Source organism: Streptomyces sp. NPDC060232, from assembly GCF_042726555.1.
Taxonomy (GTDB): Bacteria; Actinomycetota; Actinomycetes; order Streptomycetales; family Streptomycetaceae; genus Streptomyces.
The window spans coordinates 139,814-159,760 of sequence record NZ_JBHXAG010000003.1; the positions used below are offsets into that span (position 1 = coordinate 139,814).

Below are 19,947 nucleotides of genomic sequence, written 5' to 3' on the forward strand. Positions count from 1 at the left end.
CGAAAACAGACCCGATACGCTGGCTTGAGTGATGGCAGCGACACATCGACAATCCATGTGATCGTCAGCGTGATCGTCAGCAGACAGGAGTACCCCTCGTGACCGTCGTCGGGCCGTTCGGACTGAGCGTGCGGGACCAGGCTCTTGAGACCGATGTCCAGGCCGGACTGGCCGCCGTCGAGGCGGGTCTGCTGGAAGCCACCAAGAGCGAAGTCCCCTTCATCACCGAGGCCGCGCAGCACCTGGTCCGGGCCGGAGGCAAGCGGTTCCGGCCGCTGCTGGTCATGCTCGCGTCCCGTTTCGGCGACCCCTACGCGCCCGGGATCGTCCCGTCCGCCGTGGTCGTGGAACTCACCCACCTGGCGACGCTCTACCACGACGACGTCATGGACGAGGCCGACGTGCGCCGCGGCGTGGAGAGCGCCAACGCCCGCTGGGGCAACTCGGTGGCCGTCCTGACGGGTGACTTCCTCTTCGCCCGTGCCTCGCACATCCTGGCCGACCTCGGGCCCGAGGCCGTCCGCATCCAGGCCGAGGCCTTCGAGCGGCTCGTGACGGGCCAGATCCTGGAGACGGCCGGTCCGCGCGACGGCCGCGACCCCGTCGCCCACTACCTCGACGTCATCGCCGGCAAGACCGGCTCGCTGATCGCGGTCTCCGGCCGCTTCGGCGCGCTGATGTCCGGCGCCGACGAGTCGGTCGTCGACATCCTGACCCAGTACGGCGAGCGGCTCGGCACCGCCTTCCAGCTCGCCGACGACGTCCTCGACATCGCCTCCGACGCCCACGAGTCCGGCAAGACCCCGGGCACCGACCTGCGCGAGGGCATCCCGACGCTGCCCGTGCTGCGGCTGCGCGAGATGGCCGCGCGGGACGGCCGTCCGGAGGACCTGGAGCTCGTCACGCTGCTGGACGGCGACCTGGCGGACGACGCCCGCCACGCCGAGGTGCTCACCCGGCTGCGGGCGCACCCCGCCCTGGAGCAGGCCCGGCGCGACACCATCCGCTACGCGCAGGACGCGCGCGCCACGCTCGCACCGCTGCCCGAGTGCTTCGCGAAGGCGGCTCTGGAGGAGCTGTGCGACGCGGTGGTGCACCGCGCCGGCTGACGCCCGCGGACGGGCGGTTGCGCCCGACGACGCAGGACGGGCCCTCCGCCCGCCGACCCCTACGGGTCGGGGGAGGAGGGCCCGTTCCATGTCATCCCACGGTCGTACGCCCAGTTGCTTCCGGGGACTGACGCCCCGGCGCCGCCGTTTTGGTCAGATGGAGTCATCAACCCCACCGGATCGGGTGAGCGCGGCGTCCGGCGGATCGCCGCAGTCGACACAGAGGGCAGGGCACTGACATGGCAGCGAACTCGAAGACTTCTCGCAAGGCCGTCCGGTACGCCGTACCGGTCGCGGTGGCGGGTGTCGCCGCGGCGAGTGTGGCGATGGTCCCGGCCTTCGCCAACTCCGGCGGGCCCGACCTGCCCAAGGTGACGGCGCAGCAGCTGATCGAGAAGGTCGCCGCCTCGGACGTGGAGCAGTTGTCGGGCACGGCGAAGATCAGCACCGACCTGGGCCTGCCGAAGATCGCCTCCGGGCTGCTCGGCGGCGGTGGCGTCGCGGGCGGCTCGGCGAACCCGGAGGACAAGGTCGCACAGCTGGCGAACGGCACCCACACCTTCCGTGTGGCGGCCGACGGCGAGGACCGCCAGCGGCTCACCTTCCTGGACGGCAAGGACGAGTACAGCCTCATCCACAACGGCGACGACGTGTGGGGCTACGACTCCAAGTCGAACGAGGTCTTCCACCAGAAGGCCTCCCCGTCGGACCAGGCCGGCAAGGGCGCGGGCAGGGAGCACAAGACCGGTGACCGGCTGGCCGCCTCCCCCCAGAAGCTCGCCGAGGAGATCCTGGCGGCCGCCGGTCCCACCACGGACGTCAGCGTGGGCGAGACCGCGCAGGTGGCCGGCCGGGACGCCTACCAGCTGGTGCTCAAGCCCAAGCAGGCCGGCTCGACGGTCGGATCGGTGCAGATCGCGGTGGACGCCCGGAACGGCGTGCCGCTGCGCGTGCGGCTGCTCTCGGCGCAGGGCGGCAAGCCGATCGTGGACGCCGGATTCACCAAGGTGGACTTCGCCAAGCCGGCCGCCGACACCTTCGCCTTCACCCCGCCCAAGGGCGCCAAGGTGACCGAGGGCTCCGACGGGCACGGCAAGGGCGACAAGGACAGCGCGTTCAAGGCGCTGGAGTCCTTCCCCGGCCTGGACGGCCTGGCCGGCGGTCCTGGCGGCAAGGGCGACGTGAAGGTGCTCGGCGAGGGCTGGGCGACGATCGCGCGCATCGACTCCGGGACGGGCAGGAGCCTGGGGGACCTGGAGAACGACAAGAACACGCCCAAGGAGGCCAAGCAGTTCCTCGACTCCCTCGGGGACAAGGTCAACGGGAAGTTCGGTGAGGGCCGGGTCATGTCGACCCGCCTGTTCAACGTCCTGGTCACCGACGACGGCAAGGTCTACGCCGGTGCGGTCACCAAGGACTCGCTGGTGAAGGCGGCCGACGCCGACAAGTAGCCGCTCCGTGCGGTGAGCGCCGAGGGTGGGCGGGGACTGTGTCCCTGCCCACCCTTGCGTCGTTACCGCTGCCCGTACAGCGCGTCCGCTGTACGGTGTTGGGCATGTCGAGACACGTCACCATCCGCCTGGACGAAGAGTTCCACGAGCGCCTCAAGGCGCGCGCGGCGGCACTGGGGACGACGGTCACCGCTCTGATCACAGAGGTCACGGAGCGTGAACTCGACGAGGACCGGAAGAACTTCCTCTCCGGCATAGAGGAGTTCGCCGATCACTGGGGCTATTTCCAGGAGCGGTTCGGCAATTGAAGATCACCATGGAGTGGGCCTGGACCGCTCTGGCCCACCATCTCCCGTCGGATCCCGCGGTGTGGGATCCCTCCGGGGTGGCCGCCGCGGTCGCCCGGCACCAGAACGACCTGGTCCTGGTGCCAGAACAGCCCGCCCCGGACACCGCGTGGCGGGCCGCCGCGTTTCTGCACACCCTCGCGGTCTGCCCGGCGCTGGAATCACCGATGAACGAGTTCTACGCGGCCGCGGCGACCCGCTCCTACCTGCGCGTGGCCGGGGCCGCGAAGCTGCCCTCGCCGGAGGAGCTGGGCGACCTGGTCGAGGCGGCGAAGCTGGGCCGCGCGGACGTCGCCGCCGTGGCCGAGGAGCTGCGCGCCCGGATGAGGGAGCCGCTGGAGGCCTCGTCCCGGGCCAGCGCCGAGGACGCCTGAGCTCCGGCACGATCCGGGCGGATCATGCCGGAGCCCTGAGGAGAGGCCGGGGCCGGTGCCCCGGTACGGCTAGAAGGTGATCTTCCAGCTGTTGATGTAGCCGACGTCCTGCGCGGCCGAGTCCTTGACCCGGAGCTTCCAGACGCCGTTGGCGACCTCGCTGGAGGCGTTGACGGTGTACGACTGCACGAGGTTGTCGGCGCTGCCGCCGGAGCGGTTGTGCAGGTTGTAGACCGTGCCGTCCGGGGCGAGCAGGTCGACCACCAGGTCACCGCGGTAGGTGTGGACGATGTTCACGTCCACCTTGGTGGTGGCCGGCGCGTTGCCCGTGACGCCCGAGACCGTGATCGACGAGGTGACCGCCGCGGCGGGGGAGTCCGGGATGGTCACGTCCGTCGTGTTCTCGAAGGACGGGCCGGGCGGGACCGGGGTGGACGCGCCCAGGTTCCAGATCGCGTAGGCGACGGCGTCCGCGTTGCGGTCCAGGGCGGTGTCGTTGATGTTCGAGGTGTTGTCGCAGGAGGAGTGGTAGCAGCGGTCGAAGGACTGGCCGGCGGTGCCGCCCCACTTCTGCGCCTGCGCGGAGGTCTTGGTGTTGCTGGCGCCGGTGAACAGGCCGCCGACGGGGATGCCCACGTTCTTGAACGAGGCGTGGTCGGAGCGTCCGTCGCCCTCCGTCTCGATCTCGGTCGGGACCCCGATGCCGGCGTAGTAGTTCTTGAAGGTCTGCTCGATCGTCGGGTCGTCGTCGTAGACGAAGTAGCCCGGGTTCGGCGAGCCGATCATGTCGAAGTTCAGGTACCCGGCGAACTTGGCCCGCTCGGCCGTCGGCAGGTTGTTGACGTAGTACCTCGACCCGACCAGGCCCAGCTCCTCCGCGCCCCACCAGCCGAAGCGCAGGTGCTTGGTGGGCTGCAGCCCGGCCCGGGAGACGGCGAGGGCCGTTTCCAGGACGGCCGCACTGCCGGAGCCGTTGTCGTTGATGCCCGCGCCCGAGGTCACCGAGTCCAGGTGCGCGCCGGCCATCAGGACCGAGTTCGGGTCGCCGCCCGGCCAGTCGGCGATCAGGTTGTAGCCGGTGGCGCCGCTGGAGGTGAAGGTCTGCAGCGTCGTGGTGAAGCCCGCCGCGTCGAGCTTGGCCTTCACGTAGTCGATCGAGGCCTTGTAGCCGGCCCGGCCGTGGGCGCGGTTGCCGCCGTTGTTGGCGGCGATGGTCGAGAGCTGCGACAGGTGGGCCTTGACGTTGGCCAGCGGTATGTCGGGCGGGGTCGGCGCCGCCGCGACCGCCGTGGGGGCGGCGAGGGCGGCGGGGGCGGCGGAGGCGAACAGGCCGGCGACCGCGAGAGCGGTCACGGCAGCGAGGCGCCGGGAGACGGACAGGCTCATGTGGGGGCTCCGGGATTCCGCTGGGGATATGACGGAACGAGCGAGATAGAGCGGGTGAGCGTTAGTGCGTCAGTGCGTCAGTGCGAGCCTGATGGTCAGTGAAAGCGTGACGGTGCGTCAAGACCACAATTCGGTCAGGGCGGTTCGGAAAACGGACGATCCCCGGTACGGGGGTTCCGTACCGGGGATCGTGGGGCCGGGGGCGTCCGCTGGTGCGCGCCCTCCCGCGGTCGTTACGCGGGTTCGCGGGCCGGCGCGGGTACGACCACGGCAGCCGCCTCCAGCCGGGCGCGGGAGCGCCGCGCCGTCCGCAGCGCGTCCCAGGTCAGGAGGGCCAGCGCGGCCCACACCAGGGAGAAGCCGGCCCAGCGCTCGGGCGGCATGGCCTCGTGGAAGTACAGGACGCCCAGCCCGAACTGGAACACCGGGGCCATGTACTGGAGCAGCCCGAGGGTGGACAGCGGGACCCGGATGGCGGCCGCCCCGAAGAACACCAGCGGGATCGCCGTGACCAGGCCGGTCGCGGCCAGCAGCAGCGCGTGGCCGACGCCCTGCGAGGTGAAGCTGGACTGGCCCTGCGCGCCCAACCACAGCAGGTAGCCGAGGGCCGGGAGGAAGAGCATGGCCGTCTCGGCGGCCAGCGACTCCAGCCCGCCCATGTTGAGCTTCTTCTTGATCAGCCCGTACGTCGCGAAGGAGCACGCCAGGGCCAGGGAGATCCACGGCGGCCGCCCGTAGCCGACGGCCAGCACGAGCACGGCGACGAGGCTGATGCCGACGGCCACCCACTGGGCGCGGCGCAGCCGCTCGCCCAGCACCAGCACGCCCATGGCGATGCTGACCAGCGGGTTGATGAAGTAGCCGAGGCTCGACTCGACGACGTGGCCGTTGTTGACCGACCAGATGTACAGGCCCCAGTTCACGCTGATCACCGACGCGGCCAGCGCCGTCAGGCCGAGCTTGCGCGGCTGGCGCAGCAGCTCCCGTATCCAGCCCCAGCGGCGCACCGCGAGCAGTGCCAGCCCGACCACGGCCAGGGACCAGGTCATGCGGTGGGCGAGGATCTCGACGGCCCCGGCGGGCATCAGGAGGGGCCAGAAGAGGGGTACCAGCCCCCACATCCCGTAAGCGCCGAATCCGTAGAGCAAACCCGTGCGCTGCTCGTTCTCCGCCTTCACGGGGCCTCCTGTGCGACTTCCAGCCAACTTCCACGACGGTATCGCCGTACGGGCCAGATGTCATGCCCGTAATCACGAGATACTCATGACACTGCAGTGCGTTGCCGGCCGCACACGCCGAAAGCCCGGGCCCCTGGGGGGTCCGGGCTTTCGGCGGCCGTGGGTCGCGCGGGCGGGTCAGCCGACGACGGTCCAGGTGTCGTTGCCGTTCAGCAGGGCGCCGAGGTCGCCCTTGCCGCTGCGGTCGACGGCCGCGTCGAGCTGGTCGGCCATGAGCGTGTCGTAGACCGGCCGCTCGACACTGCGGAAGACACCGATCGGGGTCCGGTGCAGGGTGTCCGGGTCGGCGAGGCGGGAGAGCGCGAACGCCGTGGTGGGGCTGGCGGTCCGCGCGTCGTGGACCAGGACCTGCGCCTCGTTGGCGGGGGTCACGTCGACGACCTCCAGGTCGCCGGTGGCCTGGTTGCGCACGACGCCCTTCTCGTCGTCCGCGCCGAACCGGATCGCCCGGCCGTGCTCCAGCCTGATCACCGCCTCGCGGGCCTGGTCCTTGTCCTTGAGGACCTCGAAGGCGCCGTCGTTGAAGATGTTGCAGTTCTGGTAGATCTCGACGAGCGCCGTGCCCTGGTGGTCGGCGGCCTGGCGCAGCACCTCGGTGAGGTGCTTGCGGTCGGAGTCGACGGTGCGGGCGACGAAGGAGGCCTCGGCGCCGATCGCCAGCGACACCGGGTTGAAGGGCGCGTCGAGCGAGCCCATAGGCGTCGACTTCGTGATCTTGCCCACCTCGGAGGTGGGGGAGTACTGGCCCTTGGTCAGGCCGTAGATCCGGTTGTTGAAGAGCAGGATCTTCAGGTTGACGTTGCGGCGCAGGGCGTGGATGAGGTGGTTGCCGCCGATGGAGAGCGCGTCGCCGTCACCCGTGACCACCCACACCGACAGGTCGCGGCGGGAGGTGGCCAGGCCCGTCGCGATGGCGGGGGCCCGGCCGTGGATCGAGTGCATCCCGTAGGTGTTCATGTAGTACGGGAAACGGGAGGAGCACCCGATGCCGGAGACGAAGACGATGTTCTCCTTCGCCAGTCCCAGCTCGGGCATGAAGCCCTGGACCGCGGCGAGCACGGCGTAGTCGCCGCACCCCGGACACCAGCGGACCTCCTGGTCCGACTTGAAGTCCTTCATCGACTGCTTGCTCTCGGCCTTGGGCACCAGCGAGAGCAGGGTCCGCGCCCCGTCGGTCGCCTCCGTCACCTCAGTCATCGATGGCCTCCTTGAAAACCTTGGCGAGCTGCTCGGCCTTGAACGGCATTCCGTTGACCTGGTTGCAAGACCGGGCGTCAACCAGGTATTTCGCCCGGATCAGGGTGGCGAGCTGCCCGAGGTTCATCTCCGGCACCACTACCTTCTCGTAACGCTCCAGGACCTCGCCGAGATTCCTGGGGAAGGGGTTGAGGTGGCGCAGGTGGGCCTGCGCGACGGGGAGCCCGGCGCCGCGGACCCGGCGGACCGCGGCGGTGATGGGGCCGTAGGTGGAACCCCAGCCGAGGACCAGGGTGGCGGCGCCGTCCGGGTCGTCGACGTCGAGTTCGGGCACCTCGATGCCGTCGACCTTGGCCTGGCGGGTGCGGACCATGAAGTCGTGGTTGGCCGGGTCGTAGGAGATGTTGCCCGTGCCGTCCTGCTTCTCGATGCCGCCGATGCGGTGTTCCAGGCCGGGAGTGCCCGGGACCGCCCAGGGCCGGGCCAGCGTCTGCGGATCCCGCTTGTAGGGCCAGAAGACCTCGGAGCCGTCGGCGAGGGTGTGGTTCGTGGCGGCGGCGAACTTGACCTTCAGGTCCGGCAGGTCCGCGACCTCCGGGATCCGCCACGGCTCGGAGCCGTTGGCGAGGTAGCCGTCGGAGAGCAGGAAGACCGGGGTCCGGTACGTCAGCGCGATCCGGGCCGCGTCGAGGGCGGCGTCGAAGCAGTCCGCCGGGGTCCTCGGCGCCACGATCGGGACGGGCGCCTCGCCGTTGCGGCCGTACATGGCCTGGAGGAGGTCCGCCTGCTCGGTCTTCGTCGGCAGACCGGTGGAGGGGCCGCCGCGCTGGATGTCCACGATCAGCAGCGGAAGTTCCAGCGACACCGCGAGACCGATCGTCTCCGACTTGAGCGCCACGCCGGGCCCGGAGGTGGTGGTCACCCCGAGCGCCCCGCCGAAGGCCGCGCCGAGCGCCGCCCCGATGCCGGCGATCTCGTCCTCGGCCTGGAAGGTCCGCACGCCGAAGTTCTTGTGCTTCGACAACTCGTGCAGGATGTCCGAGGCCGGGGTGATGGGGTAGGAGCCCAGGTAGAGGGGCAGCTCGGCCTGCTGGCTCGCGGCGATGAGGCCGTAGGAGAGGGCCAGGTTCCCGGAGATGTTGCGGTAGGTGCCGGTGGGGAAGGCCTGGGTCGCGGGCGCCACCTCGTAGGAGACCGCGAAGTCCTCCGTCGTCTCCCCGAAGTTCCAACCGGCCCGGAAGGCCACGATGTTCGCCTCGGCGATCTCGGGCCTCTTCGCGAACTTCTGCCGCAGGAAGCTCTCCGTGGCCTCGGTGGGCCGGTGGTACATCCACGACAGCAGGCCCAGCGCGAACATGTTCTTGCTGCGCTCGGCCTCCTTGCGGGAGAGCCCGAAGTCCTTCAGCGCCTCCACCGTCAGCGTGGTCAGCGGCACCGGGTGCAGGTTGTAGCCGGCCAGCGAGCCGTCCTCCAGCGGGGAGGTCTCGTAGCCGACCTTGGCCATGGGGCGCTTGGTGAACTCGTCCGTGTTGACGATGATCTCCGCGCCGCGCGGCACGTCGGCGATGTTCGCCTTCAGTGCGGCCGGGTTCATCGCCACCAGCACGTTCGGCGCGTCGCCGGGGGTGAGGATGTCGTGGTCGGCGAAGTGGAGCTGGAAGGAGGAGACGCCGGGCAGGGTGCCGGCGGGGGCGCGGATCTCGGCCGGGAAGTTCGGCAGCGTCGACAGGTCGTTCCCGAACGACGCCGTCTCCGAGGTGAACCGGTCACCGGTGAGCTGCATACCGTCACCGGAGTCACCCGCGAACCGGATGATCACCCGATCGAGACGCCGTACTTCCTTGCCGTCCGGACTCCCCGGAGCGCGCTGCCCACCGACAGTCGCACCCCCGGCCCCGTCGGCCTGCTCGGCTGGGCTGCTGACCTGGCTGGTCACTGAACTGGACCTCCTTCGAGGCGTGAGCACCCCCATAACCCACCCTACGTCGGTAGGGATCAGGCCCCCAGGAGCGACCACATTCTGGACCGTAGGACCGCTCTTTGAGACGGCCCTGCCGGTATGCCGTATCTGACAGAGTGTCAGTCGATCAAGACTTCAGATAGGTGAGAACGGCCAGAACCCGCCGGTGATCCCCGTCACTCGGCGAGAGGCCCAGTTTCATGAAGATGTTGCTGACGTGCTTCTCCACCGCGCCGTCGCTCACGACCAGCTGCTTCGCCACGGCGGAGTTCGTACGGCCCTCGGCCATCAGCCCGAGCACCTCGCGCTCGCGCGGCGTCAGCCCCGCCAGCACGTCCTGCTTCCGGCTGCGCCCGAGCAGCTGGGCGACGACCTCGGGGTCCAGGGCGGTGCCGCCCCGGGCCACCCGGACCACCGCGTCCAGGAACTCCCGCACCTCGGCCACCCGGTCCTTCAGCAGATACCCCACTCCGGTACTCGAACCGGCCAGGAGCTCGGTGGCGTACTGCTCCTCCACGTACTGCGACAGCACGAGCACGCCTATCCCGGGGTGATCGCGACGCAGCCGCACGGCGGCCCGTACGCCCTCGTCGGTGTGCGTCGGCGGCATCCGCACGTCCGCCACCACCACGTCCGGCAGCGCATCCTCGGCAGCCAGCTCCGCCACCGTCTTGATCAGGGCTTCCGCGTCCCCGACGCCCGCCACGACGTCATGCCCCCGGTCGGTCAGCAACCGGGTCAGGCCCTCACGCAGCAGCACTGAATCCTCGGCGATGACCACCCGCACCCTGTCTTCCACGACTCAGCAGCTCCCGCGTCACTCGTTCCCGTACTACCCCGACCCAGCCAAGCATCCCAGCCTTAAGTCCCGGTGAAGGCAGAGCCGGGACAACGCGTGGGCGTACGGGGGGAGTTTTCGCATGCCGAGAGGACGGAAAGCCCAGGTACCGGATTCACCGCCGTTTTGGCCTCGCCGGCACGGGAGGCGCGGGGTCCGGGGCAGACCCCGGGGAGCGGCGCCGCACCGGACGCGTGAGCGGGCCCCCCGCCCACCCCGGACGGGAGTCCCGGCCCTGCGCCCGAACCCGGACCCGGCTGCTGCGGGCTACGCCCGCCACGGCAGCTCGGCGGTCACCGTCGTCCCTTCGCCCTCGGGGGAGTCGACGACCAGCACCCCGTCGACAGCGTCCAGCCGCTCGGCCAGCCCCGCCAGCCCGCTCCCGCCGGACACGTCCGCCCCGCCCCGGCCGTCGTCGGCGACCTGCAGCAGCAGCCGGCCACCGGACTTCCACACGTCCACCGAGGCGGACCGGGCCCCGGCGTGCTTGCTGATGTTCTGCAGCAGCTCCGAGACCGTGAAGTAGGCGATCCCCTCGATCGCCGCGGCCGGCCGGGCCGGGAGATCCACGGCCACCCGTACCGGCACGGCGCACCGCGAGGCCACCGCGGACAGTGCCGCGTCCAGTCCCCGGTCCGTCAGCACCGCCGGGTGGATCCCGCGGGCCAGATCCCGCAGCTCCTGGAGGGCGATCTTCACCTCGCCGTGCGCCTCGTCCACCAGCCGGGCGGCGGCCTGCGGGTCCTCGGCCAGCTTCTCGCGGGCCATCCCCAGGTCCATGGCCAGCGAGACCAGCCGGGCCTGTGCCCCGTCGTGCAGGTCCCGTTCGATGCGCCGCAGGTCGGCGGCGGCGGTGTCCACGACGACCCCCCGGTCGGACTCCAGCTCGGTGACCCTGCTGTCCAGCCGGGACGTCCCGAGCAGCCCGCCGACCATGACCCGGTCCACGGTGGTCAGCGCCCGGATCACCCACGGGGTGGCGAGGGTGAAGGCCAGCCCGACCAGGCAGGTGAGCGCGATCTCCGCGGGGGAGTCGAGGTAGAAGGAGTAGCCGTCGTTCTGGAAGAGCTGGAGCCCGGGCTGGTCGGTGAAGGCGGGGAAGACCCAGAACCACAGCGGGTACAGCAGGTAGGCCCAACCAGCCGCCCAGAACGTCAGTGCCAGGCAGAAACCGAACACCGCCCACGGGAAGTGGATCACCGAGTACAGCAGGTGCCGCCAGGCGCTCCCGCTCATGAGCACCGCGCCCATGGCGGCCAGCGGCCCGCTCTTCTTCGCCCGGATCGGCGCGGGCTCGGTGATGTCCGCCCCCAGCAGCGCGCGCACCCGGGCCCGCTCCAGCCGCCCGAACCCACGGCACATCGTGAGGGCGCCCGCCAGGACCGGCACGCCGAGGAAGGTGACGAGCATCCCGGCGCCGAGGCTCACGCCCGTGATGGCGAGCGAGAAGTACAGCGTGCTCAGCGGCAGACCGACCAGCAGGTACGCGAACTCCCGCCAGGTCCGCCCCGCCACCGGGGCCCACAGCACCGCCCCGACACCGCCACGCCCGCTCTTGCCGTCGTCCATCTCCCGACCCGCCCTTCCGCTCCTCGCCTACACCCCCACCCTCCCGGCCGCCCCCGCCCCGAGACCATGCGGCGAGTAGGCATCTCCACCCGGGGGTTAACCCCACCCCTCGGCCCCGCACCGCCCAGCCCGCCGGCGTTTGCGGCACGGGGCCGGCCGCGCCGTTTCAGCCTCGCCGGCGTTTCGGCACGGGGCCGGCCGCGCCGTTTCAGCCTCGCCGGCGTTTGAGGCGCGGGGTCCGGGGCGGCGCCCCGGGAAACGGCGCCGCACGCCCCGAACGAAGCGGGACCCCCGCCCACCCGGACGAGAGCCCCGCTCAACACCGACCAACCGCACCGGCCGGCAGGCCATCCGCACCGGCCGACCGGCCAACCGCACCGGCCGGCAGGCCATCCGCATCGGCCGGCAGGCCATCCGCACCCGGCCGACCGGCGGCCGAAAGATCAGCGGCGCCCCCGCCACGGCAGCTCCGCCGTCACCACCGTCCCCTCCCCCTCGGGGGAGTCCACCACCAGCACCCCGTCCACCGCGTCCAGCCGCTCCGCCAGCCCCGCCAGCCCGCTCCCGCCGGACGTGTCCGCCCCGCCCCGCCCGTCGTCCGACACCCGGATGACCAGCCGGGCCCCCGCCCGCCACACCTCCACGGTCGCGCCCCGCGCCCTCGCGTGCTTGCTCACGTTCTGCAGCAGCTCGGACACCACGAAGTACGCGATCCCCTCGATCGCCTCCGCCGGCCGGGCCTCCTGCCCCGCCGGCAGGTCCACCAGCACCTTCACCGGCACCACGCACCGCGCCGCCACCGACGACAGCGCCGCGTCCAGCCCCCGGTCGGTCAGCACCGCCGGGTGGATGCCGCGCGCCAGGTCCCGCAGCTCCTGGAGGGCCAGCTTCACCTCCCCGTGGGCCTCGTCGACCATCGCCGCCGCGCCCTCCGGGTCCTCCAGCAGCTTCTCCTTCGCCAGGCCCAGTCCCATCGCCAGCGCGACCAGCCGCGCCTGCGCCCCGTCGTGCAGGTCCCGTTCGATGCGCCGCAGGTCCGCCGCCGCGGTGTCGACCACCACGCCCCGGTCGGACTCCAGTTCCGCGATCCGCCGCTCCAGGCCGTCGGAAGGCGACAGGAGCCCCCGTACCATCGCCCGGTCCGCGTCGGCCAGCAGCCGCACCAGGTACGGCAGCACAGGCCACAGCACGAAGAGGCCGGTGAGGACTACCGTGAAGGTGAGTACTCCCCACGGCAGCCGGATCAGCTGGTACAGCACGGTCCGCCAGCCGACCGGATCCTTGATGCCCGTCCACAGCCAGGGGAAGAATCCGCCGGACCGACGCGGCCCGGGGATCGGGGTCGGCTCCTCCACCCGTACGCCCAGCAGCCATCGCGCGCGGGCCCGTTCGAGCCGTCCCCATTGACGGGACAAAAAGAGACCGACCGCCAGCAAAGGAAGTCCGATCGCGGTCACGGAAAGACCGCCGGTGGTGGAAACCATGACAACCGCGTAAACGAATCCGATGATCCCCTCTGGCAGATTGGTCACCAGATGGGCGATTTCCTTCCACGTGACGGCACTGAATACGGGCCGTACGGGAGGAGGGCGATCGTTGTCGGGGACGGCATGGCTCGTGGTCATGCGCCACAGCCTGTCAAGCCGGGTCCCCCGATGCCATGGGGTGTCCGGGGTGCTGTGAACGGGGGATAACCCCACCCCGTGTGAGGCAGGCCCTAGACTCCCGTCCGTACCAGATCGTCGACAGTGACCGAGGAGCGAGGAACGGACGTGTCCGAACCAACGGTATCGACCGTAACCGTGCTCGCGGCGGACTACTTCCGGAGTTATTCGGTCGTCGGTCTGCTGGCGGCCCTCGGTGTGCTCTTCGTGGCCGTCGCCTTCGGTGCCGGCCGCCTCCTGCGGCCGGTCGTGCCGACCCGCGAGAAGCTGCTGACCTACGAATGCGGCGTGGACCCCGTCGGCGAGGGCTGGGCGCACACCCAGGTCCGCTACTACGTCTACGCCTTCCTCTACGTCATCTTCGCCGTCGACTCGATCTTCCTGTTCCCGTGGGCGACGGTCTTCGCCGCCGCCGGCTACGGCGCCACGACCCTGGTCGAGATGTTCATCTTCCTGGGCTTCCTGGCCGTCGGCCTGCTCTATGCGTACAAGAAGGGCGTCCTCGAATGGACGTGACACCTCAGCCGGAGCTGCTCCCGGAGCCCAGGCGCCTCGGAGTCCTCTCCCGCCTGGCCCCAGAACCGATGAAGGTGGTCCTGAACTGGGGCCGCCGGTACAGCCTGTGGGTCTTCAACTTCGGCCTCGCCTGCTGCGCGATCGAGTTCATCGCCGCGTCGATGGCCCGGCACGACTTCATCCGCCTCGGTGTCATCCCCTTCGCACCGGGTCCGCGCCAGGCCGACCTGATGATCGTCTCGGGCACCGTCACGGACAAGATGGCCCCCGCCGTCAAGCGGCTCTACGAGCAGATGCCGGAGCCGAAGTACGTCATCTCCTTCGGTGCCTGCTCCAACTGCGGCGGCCCGTACTGGGACTCGTACTCGGTGACCAAGGGCGTCGACCAGATCATCCCCGTCGACGTCTACGTGCCCGGCTGCCCGCCGCGACCGGAAGCGCTCCTCCAGGGCATCCTCAAGCTCCAGGAGAAGATCGCCCGTGAGTCGCTGGCCGAGCGCTACGCCCCCGGGCCGTCCGTCTCCCAGCTGACCAGCGGCCTGGTCACGCCCCCGACCGCGCCTACCGGGGAGGCCGGCGCGTGAACCTCTACGACTCCCTCCCCGACGCCGCGCCGACGGTCTTCGGCGCCGAGGCCGTCGCCGAGCGCTCGTACGACGTCCTCACGGTGGACGTGCCCGTCGGCAGCTGGATCTCCTGCCTGGAGATCGCCCGGGACAAGCTGGGCTGCACGTACTTCGACTGGCTGAGCGCGGTGGACGAGCCCGGCACCGGCTTCCGGGTGTGCGCGCACGTCGTCTCGCTGGAGAACCACCGCGTACGCCGCCTCCTGCTGCGCACGACCGTCCCGCACAGCGCCCCCTCCCTGCCGTCGGCGGTCGCCGTCTACGCGGGAGCGGAATGGCACGAGCGCGAGACGTTCGAGATGTTCGGGATCACCTTCACCGACCACCCGCACCTGGTGCACCTCCTCCTCCCGGAGAACTTCGAGGGGCACCCGCTGCGCAAGGACTTCGTGCTGGCGGCGCGCGTCGCGAAGGCCTGGCCGGGGGCGAAGGAGCCGGGCGAGGCCCACGACCCGGACGCCCCCAAGCGCCGTCAGATGCTGCCGCCGGGCGTACCCGACCCCAACGACTGGGGCCCGCTGAAGGGCCAGCTCCCGCCGGCCCCGGCCCGGCCGGCCCGCACCCCGCGCGCCGCCGGAGCGGCGGGCCCCGCCGCCCGCACCCCGCGCGAGGGCGCACCCGTCCGCCGGACCCGCTCGGTCGCCGAGGGCTCGGCCACCCAGGCCGGCGAAGCCCCCACCCCGGAGGCCCCGGCCCGTCCGCCGCGCCGTACCCGCTCGGTGGCGGACGGCTCCGCGAGCCAGGCCCCCGCCCCGGGCGCGCCCGCCCCGGGCGCGGAGGCCCCGGGCGCGGAGGCCCCGGAGGCCCCGGCCCGTCCGCCGCGCCGTACCCGCTCGGTGGCGGACGGCTCCGCGAGCCAGGCCCCCGCTGCGGACGGCGGCTCGGCCGGCCAGGCCGCGCCCGCCGCGGACGAGGGGGCGCGCCCGCCGCGCCGCCCCGCACCCCGCAGCTCCGACGCCCCCTGGCACGACCCGAAGCCCGCCTTCGACGAGCCGGCCCCCGAGCCGGCTCCGAAGGCCGATCCCGAGACCGACCCCACCAACACCACCACCACCGACAACGGAGGCGACGCGTGAACGACGTCCTCGACGTCGCCCTGCGGCTGATCGTCGTCTTCGCCGTCTTCCTCGTGCTCCCGCTCGTCGTCGGGCAGACCGAGCACAAGGTGATGGCCCACATGCAGGGCCGCCTCGGCCCCATGTACGCCGGCGGCTTCCACGGCTGGGCCCAGCTCGTCGCCGACGGCGTGAAGTTCGCGCAGAAGGAAGACGTCGTCCCGGCGGGCGCCGACCGCCGGATCTTCCAGCTGGCCCCCGCCGTCGCCCTGCTGCCGTACCTCCTCGTCCTCCTCGCCATCCCGATCGGCCCCGGCGAGGGCGCGGTCGGCCAGGTCATCGACGCCGGCGTGTTCTTCGTGCTCGCCGTCATGGGCGTCGGAGTCCTCGGCTCCCTCATGGCCGGCTGGGCCTCGGCGAACAAGTTCTCCCTGCTCGGAGGCCTGCGCACCGCCGCCCAGCTGCTCGCCTACGAGCTCCCCATGCTGCTGGCCGCCGCCTCCGTGGCGATGGCCGCGGGGACGGTCTCCCTCACCGGCATCGTCGAGGGCTTCGAGTGGTGGTGGCTGCCCTGGCAGATCGTCGGCGCGCTCGTCTTCTTCACCGCCGGCCTCGCCGAACTGCAGCGGCCCCCCTTCGACATGCCCGTGGCCGACTCCGAGATCATCTTCGGCGCGTACACCGAGTACACCGGCCTGCGCTTCGCGCTGTTCCTGCTCGCCGAGTACGCCGGCATCGTCGTCCTCTGCTTCCTCACCACCGTCCTCTTCCTCGGCGGCTGGCACGGCCCCTTCGGCGCCGAAGGCCTCGGCTGGGTCTGGACCCTGCTCAAGACCGCGGTCCTCGCCTTCGTCGTGATCTGGCTCCGGGTGAGCTACCCGCGCCTGCGCGAGGACCAGCTGCAGAAGCTCGCCTGGACCACACTCATCCCGCTCGCGCTCGCCCAGATCGCGCTCACCGGCATCGTGAAGGTGGCGATCCAGTAATGCCCATCCCCGGATCCGGCCTCGCCAAGGGCCTGGCCGTCACGCTGCGCACGATGACGAAGCGCTCGCACACGGCCCAGTACCCCGAGGTCCAGCCCGAACTCCCGCCCCGCTCCCGCGGGGTCATCGGCCTGTTCGAGGAGAACTGCACGGTCTGCATGCTGTGCGCCCGTGAATGCCCCGACTGGTGCATCTACATCGACTCCCACAAGGAGACGGTCCCCGCCTCCACCCCCGGCGGCCGCGAGCGCAGCCGCAACGTGCTCGACCGCTTCGCCATCGACTTCTCCCTCTGCATGTACTGCGGCATCTGCATCGAGGTGTGCCCCTTCGACGCCCTCTTCTGGTCGCCGGAGTTCGAGTACGCGGAGACCGACATCCACGAGCTGACCCACGAGCGGGACAAACTCCGCGAGTGGATGTGGACCGTCCCGGCCCCGCCCGCCCTGGACCCGGCCGCCGAGGAACCCAAGGAGCTCGCCGCCGCCCGCAAGGCCGTGGAGAAGGCCGAGGCCGCGGCAGCGGCGGCAGCAGCCGCGGCAGCCGCCGCAGCAACCGAAACCGCGCAGGCCGCCGAGAACGAACCGCCGACCACCCCGACCCGGGAGGCAGACGCGTGACCCCCGCCGCCACCCTGGCCGCAGCCGCCACCACCGGGCCCGGGTTCCTGTCCCCGACCGGCGTCGAGATCGCCTTCCTCCTCGTGGGCCTCGCCACCTTCGGCGCGGCCCTCGTCACGGTCACCACCAAGCAGCTGGTGCACGCCGCCCTCTGGCTGGTCGTCGCACTCGGCGGTATCGCCGTGGAGTACCTGCTGCTGACCGCCGAGTTCATCGCCTGGGTACAGGTCCTGATCTACCTCGGTTCCGTGGTCGTGCTCCTCCTCTTCGGGCTGATGCTCACCAAGGCCCCCATCGGCCGCTCCCCGGACGCGGACTCCGGCAACCGGTGGATCGCGCTCGGTGTCGCCGTCGTCGCGGCCGTGGCCCTGGTGTGGGTGGTCGTCGACGCCTTCCGCACCACATGGATCGACCTGGACGGGCCGGTCCAGGGCTCCACGAAGGTCTCCGGAGAGATCCTCTTCCAGCACTGGGTGCTGCCCTTCGAGGCGCTCTCGGTCCTCCTCCTCGCCGCCCTGATCGGCGCCATCGTGCTGTCCCGCCGCAACGACCCCGCCGACGCCAGCGACAAGGGGCAGCGCTGATGCACCTCGCCTACCCCGCCGTGCTCGCGGCGCTCCTCTTCTGCACCGGCCTGTACGGAGTACTCGCCCGCCGCAACGCCATCCTGGTCCTGATGTCCGTCGAGCTGATGCTCAACGCCGTCAACCTCAACCTGGTGGCCTTCGACGTATGGCTGCGCGACACCCTGCACGCCGGCCAGGCCCTCACCCTCTTCACCATCGCCATCGCCGCCGCCGAGATCGGCATCGGCCTCGCGATCGTGCTGATGGTGTACCGCAACCGCGGCACCTCGGACGTCGACCGCCTGCGCGACACCGCCGAAGGCCACGAGCCCTACCCGAACGACGCCGGCGACAGCACCGGCACCGCCCGGCCGGAGGTCGCCGCGTGAGCACCACGACCCTCGCCGTCCTCGTCCCGCTGCTGCCCTTCCTGGGCGCGGTGGCGGGCCTGCTGCTGGGCCGCAGCGCCCCCGGATTCGTCCGCCCGCTCGCGATCCTGCCGACGCTCGCGGCCGCCGTACTGGCCGTGACCGTCGCCGTCGCCGTCCGCCAGGGCGGCGGTCAGCCCATCAGCACCGCGACCGAGCTGACCCCGACCGGCTCGGTGCCGATCGACCTCTCGCTCTACATCGACGGCTTCGCCGCACTGGTCGCCGTCCTGGTCGGAGTCGTCGCCACCTGCGTACAGCTCTACTCGACGGCGTACCTCCGTGAGGACCCGCGCTACCCGTCGTACGCCGCCCTCGTCTCGCTGTTCACCTCCGCCATGCTGCTCGTCGTCTACTCCGGCGACCTGATGGTGCTGCTCGTCGGCTGGGAAGTCATGGGCATCTGCTCGTACTTCCTCGTCGGCCACTACTGGGAGACCCAAGCGGCCCGCTCCGCCTCCCTGAAGGCCTTCCTCGTCACCAAGCTCGGCGACGTCCCCTTCCTCATCGGCCTGTTCGCGCTCGCCACCGACGCCGGCTCCTTCCGGATCGCGAAGATCCTCGGGACCGTCGCCGCCGGCGGACTCGACCACCCGACGCTCGTCGCGCTGCTCCTGCTCGCCGGAGTCGCGGGCAAGTCCGCGCAGTTCCCGCTGCACACCTGGCTCCCCGACGCGATGGCCGGCCCCACCCCCGTCTCCGCGCTGATCCACGCCGCGACGATGGTCGCCGCCGGTGTCTACTTCATCGCCCGCCTCCTGCCCGTCTTCGCGGCCTCAGCCGCCGCACTGGTGGTCATGGCCGTCATGGCGGCCGTCACGATGGTCGGCTCCGGCCTCGCCGCCCTCGCCCAGGACGACATCAAGCGGGTGCTCGCCTACTCCACGATCGGCCAGCTCGCCTACATGACCGGCGCCCTGGCCGTCGGCGACCGCGGCGCCGCCGTCTTCCACCTCCTGTCCCACGGCGCCTTCAAGGCGCTCCTCTTCCTGGGCGCGGGCGTGATCATCCATGCCGCCGGTACGAACTCCCTGGCCGCTATGTCCCGGATGGACGGCCTGGCCAAGCGCATTCCCGACGCCTTCTGGACGATGACGATCGCGCTGCTCGCGCTCGCCGCCATCCCGCCCTTCGCCGGCTTCTTCTCCAAGGAAGCCGTGCTCGTCGCCGCCGAGCAGACCGCCACCGGCCACTCGGACCTCGCTCCCGGCGCCGCCGGCTGGCTGGTGCTGATCGCCGGCGTGCTCACCGCACTGCTCACCGCCGCCTACGCCGCCCGGCTGTGGCTGATGGCCTTCCGCGGCCGGGGCGCAGCCGCCCCCGACCACGGCAGGGAGCCCCTCGCCATGACGGGCGTGCTGTGGCTGCTGGCCATCCCGACGGTCGCCTTCGGCCTCGCGGCCGACTCGATCGCCGACTGGTTCGACGGCAGGGCCCTCACCCCGACCGTGGCCACCTCGGTCCTCGGCACGGGCGCCGCCGTCATCGGCGCGATGCTCACCTACGCCCTCTGGCAGCGCGCCACCGCGAAGACCGCCGCCGCCCCCGCGAGCGCAGCCGCCGGCGGCGAGACGGCCGCCGAGCAGCCCGCCGCCGTGGCCGCCACGGTGTCCGCGGCCACCGCGGCCGCCGAGTCCGCGGCCGAGACGCCCGAGGTCGCGGAGGTCACCCACGAGCACCCCACCGTCCCGGCGGGACCCGCCGCGGACCCCGGCCGGGCCCTCCTGGGCCCCCTGCACCGCCACGCGGCCGACGGCTTCCACCTCGACGCCGTCTACGACCGGCTCCTCGTCCGGCCCGTACGCGGCGCCGCGAGCCTCGTCCGCTTCCTCGACCGCGAGGTCGTGGACACCTACGTCCGCGGCGCGGGCAGCGGCACCCGGCTGCTCGGCGGCCTCGTACGCCGCGCCCAGACCGGCAACGTGCAGAGCTACCTGAGCGCCCTGCTCGCCGGCGCCGTGGTCCTGGCGATCGCCACCGCCGTCCTCGCCAACGTCAACGCCGGATCGTGAGCCGT

The 19,947-nt window shown here is 71.6% G+C and carries 19 protein-coding genes; 12 read left to right on the top strand and 7 right to left on the bottom strand.

The window, feature by feature from the left end:
* The first annotated feature begins 98 nt into the window (after window positions 1-98).
* The 4 genes from ACFWFZ_RS06810 (at window position 99) to ACFWFZ_RS06825 (ending at window position 3,281) form a co-directional block, all read left to right on the top strand.
* Window positions 99-1,109, top strand: coding sequence for a polyprenyl synthetase family protein (locus tag ACFWFZ_RS06810; protein ID WP_387117703.1), 1,011 nt, complete (start codon window positions 99-101; stop codon window positions 1,107-1,109).
* A 239-nt stretch (window positions 1,110-1,348) separates the two neighbouring features.
* The gene (locus ACFWFZ_RS06815; protein ID WP_387117706.1) at window positions 1,349-2,560 is read left to right on the top strand and encodes an outer membrane lipoprotein carrier protein LolA; all 1,212 of its coding nucleotides are present in this window, start codon (window positions 1,349-1,351) and stop codon (window positions 2,558-2,560) included.
* Between the two features lie 104 nt (window positions 2,561-2,664).
* Window positions 2,665-2,868, top strand: coding sequence for a ribbon-helix-helix domain-containing protein (locus tag ACFWFZ_RS06820; RefSeq protein WP_225884906.1), 204 nt, complete (start codon window positions 2,665-2,667; stop codon window positions 2,866-2,868).
* Complete coding sequence (locus tag ACFWFZ_RS06825; protein ID WP_387117709.1) at window positions 2,865-3,281, top strand: hypothetical protein; 417 nt, start codon at window positions 2,865-2,867, stop codon at window positions 3,279-3,281. The genes ACFWFZ_RS06820 and ACFWFZ_RS06825 overlap by 4 nt, the downstream gene beginning before the upstream one ends.
* A gap of 69 nt (window positions 3,282-3,350) precedes the next feature.
* Here the strand turns inward: ACFWFZ_RS06825 and ACFWFZ_RS06830 are convergent, their stop codons facing one another.
* The 7 genes from ACFWFZ_RS06830 to ACFWFZ_RS06860 all read right to left on the bottom strand — a co-directional run bounded on the left by ACFWFZ_RS06830 (window position 3,351) and on the right by ACFWFZ_RS06860 (window position 13,094).
* Window positions 3,351-4,667 carry a M28 family metallopeptidase gene (locus tag ACFWFZ_RS06830; protein WP_387117712.1) on the bottom strand — a complete coding sequence of 439 codons (1,317 nt, stop codon included), beginning with the start codon at window positions 4,665-4,667 and terminating at the stop codon, window positions 3,351-3,353.
* Between the two features lie 233 nt (window positions 4,668-4,900).
* Entirely contained in the window at window positions 4,901-5,845 is a 945-nt protein-coding gene (gene rarD, locus ACFWFZ_RS06835; protein ID WP_387117715.1) for an EamA family transporter RarD, read from the bottom strand.
* Window positions 5,846-6,022: 177 nt separating this feature from the next.
* Entirely contained in the window at window positions 6,023-7,102 is a 1,080-nt protein-coding gene (locus tag ACFWFZ_RS06840) for a 2-oxoacid:ferredoxin oxidoreductase subunit beta (RefSeq protein ID WP_387117718.1), read from the bottom strand.
* Window positions 7,095-9,038: a 2-oxoacid:acceptor oxidoreductase subunit alpha gene (locus tag ACFWFZ_RS06845; protein WP_387117721.1), complete on the bottom strand. Its 1,944-nt coding sequence runs from the start codon at window positions 9,036-9,038 to the stop codon at window positions 7,095-7,097. The genes ACFWFZ_RS06840 and ACFWFZ_RS06845 overlap by 8 nt, the downstream gene beginning before the upstream one ends.
* Before the next feature lie 151 nt (window positions 9,039-9,189).
* Window positions 9,190-9,849, bottom strand: coding sequence for a response regulator transcription factor (locus tag ACFWFZ_RS06850; protein WP_030026962.1), 660 nt, complete (start codon window positions 9,847-9,849; stop codon window positions 9,190-9,192).
* Window positions 9,850-10,167: 318 nt separating this feature from the next.
* A complete protein-coding gene (locus ACFWFZ_RS06855) occupies window positions 10,168-11,469 on the bottom strand; it encodes a sensor histidine kinase (protein WP_387117723.1) in 1,302 nt (433 codons plus the stop codon).
* Between the two features lie 443 nt (window positions 11,470-11,912).
* Complete coding sequence (locus ACFWFZ_RS06860; RefSeq protein WP_387117725.1) at window positions 11,913-13,094, bottom strand: sensor histidine kinase; 1,182 nt, start codon at window positions 13,092-13,094, stop codon at window positions 11,913-11,915.
* A gap of 147 nt (window positions 13,095-13,241) precedes the next feature.
* Here ACFWFZ_RS06860 and ACFWFZ_RS06865 point away from each other — a divergent pair, with 147 nt between their 5' ends.
* From ACFWFZ_RS06865 to ACFWFZ_RS06900, 8 genes are read left to right on the top strand one after another with little or no spacing between them, the layout of a single operon-like run.
* Window positions 13,242-13,649, top strand: coding sequence for an NADH-quinone oxidoreductase subunit A (locus ACFWFZ_RS06865; protein ID WP_030653514.1), 408 nt, complete (start codon window positions 13,242-13,244; stop codon window positions 13,647-13,649).
* Window positions 13,640-14,233, top strand: a complete 594-nt coding sequence (locus ACFWFZ_RS06870) for an NADH-quinone oxidoreductase subunit B (RefSeq protein WP_387117727.1) — start codon at window positions 13,640-13,642, stop codon at window positions 14,231-14,233. The genes ACFWFZ_RS06865 and ACFWFZ_RS06870 overlap by 10 nt, the downstream gene beginning before the upstream one ends.
* Window positions 14,230-15,351, top strand: a complete 1,122-nt coding sequence (locus ACFWFZ_RS06875; protein WP_387117729.1) for an NADH-quinone oxidoreductase subunit C — start codon at window positions 14,230-14,232, stop codon at window positions 15,349-15,351. Before ACFWFZ_RS06870 ends, ACFWFZ_RS06875 begins: the two co-directional genes overlap by 4 nt.
* Window positions 15,348-16,316, top strand: coding sequence for an NADH-quinone oxidoreductase subunit H (locus ACFWFZ_RS06880; RefSeq protein ID WP_387117731.1), 969 nt, complete (start codon window positions 15,348-15,350; stop codon window positions 16,314-16,316). Before ACFWFZ_RS06875 ends, ACFWFZ_RS06880 begins: the two co-directional genes overlap by 4 nt.
* A complete protein-coding gene (locus ACFWFZ_RS06885) occupies window positions 16,316-16,936 on the top strand; it encodes a NuoI/complex I 23 kDa subunit family protein (RefSeq protein WP_387117734.1) in 621 nt (206 codons plus the stop codon). The genes ACFWFZ_RS06880 and ACFWFZ_RS06885 overlap by 1 nt, the downstream gene beginning before the upstream one ends.
* Window positions 16,933-17,520 (top strand): NADH-quinone oxidoreductase subunit J, encoded by a 588-nt coding sequence (locus ACFWFZ_RS06890; protein ID WP_372449428.1) that lies wholly within the window; start codon window positions 16,933-16,935, stop codon window positions 17,518-17,520. The genes ACFWFZ_RS06885 and ACFWFZ_RS06890 overlap by 4 nt, the downstream gene beginning before the upstream one ends.
* Window positions 17,520-17,891: an NADH-quinone oxidoreductase subunit NuoK gene (gene nuoK, locus ACFWFZ_RS06895; RefSeq protein ID WP_387117737.1), complete on the top strand. Its 372-nt coding sequence runs from the start codon at window positions 17,520-17,522 to the stop codon at window positions 17,889-17,891. Before ACFWFZ_RS06890 ends, nuoK begins: the two co-directional genes overlap by 1 nt.
* Window positions 17,888-19,942 (top strand): NADH-quinone oxidoreductase subunit L, encoded by a 2,055-nt coding sequence (locus ACFWFZ_RS06900; protein ID WP_387117740.1) that lies wholly within the window; start codon window positions 17,888-17,890, stop codon window positions 19,940-19,942. The genes nuoK and ACFWFZ_RS06900 overlap by 4 nt, the downstream gene beginning before the upstream one ends.
* The last annotated feature ends 5 nt before the right edge of the window (window positions 19,943-19,947 follow it).

Excerpts from the sequence above, each read along its gene's own strand:
- ACFWFZ_RS06815 (WP_387117706.1), top strand. The coding sequence starts at position 1,349 with ATGGCAGCGAACTCGAAGACTTCTCGCAAGGCCGTCCGGTACGCCGTA.
- ACFWFZ_RS06820 (WP_225884906.1), top strand. The coding sequence starts at position 2,665 with ATGTCGAGACACGTCACCATCCGCCTGGACGAAGAGTTCCACGAGCGC.
- ACFWFZ_RS06830 (WP_387117712.1), bottom strand. The coding sequence starts at position 4,667 with ATGAGCCTGTCCGTCTCCCGGCGCCTCGCTGCCGTGACCGCTCTCGCG.
- ACFWFZ_RS06840 (WP_387117718.1), bottom strand. The coding sequence starts at position 7,102 with ATGACTGAGGTGACGGAGGCGACCGACGGGGCGCGGACCCTGCTCTCG.
- ACFWFZ_RS06855 (WP_387117723.1), bottom strand. The coding sequence starts at position 11,469 with ATGGACGACGGCAAGAGCGGGCGTGGCGGTGTCGGGGCGGTGCTGTGG.
- ACFWFZ_RS06860 (WP_387117725.1), bottom strand. The coding sequence starts at position 13,094 with ATGACCACGAGCCATGCCGTCCCCGACAACGATCGCCCTCCTCCCGTA.
- ACFWFZ_RS06870 (WP_387117727.1), top strand. The coding sequence starts at position 13,640 with ATGGACGTGACACCTCAGCCGGAGCTGCTCCCGGAGCCCAGGCGCCTC.
- ACFWFZ_RS06885 (WP_387117734.1), top strand. The coding sequence starts at position 16,316 with ATGCCCATCCCCGGATCCGGCCTCGCCAAGGGCCTGGCCGTCACGCTG.
- nuoK (WP_387117737.1), top strand. The coding sequence starts at position 17,520 with ATGCACCTCGCCTACCCCGCCGTGCTCGCGGCGCTCCTCTTCTGCACC.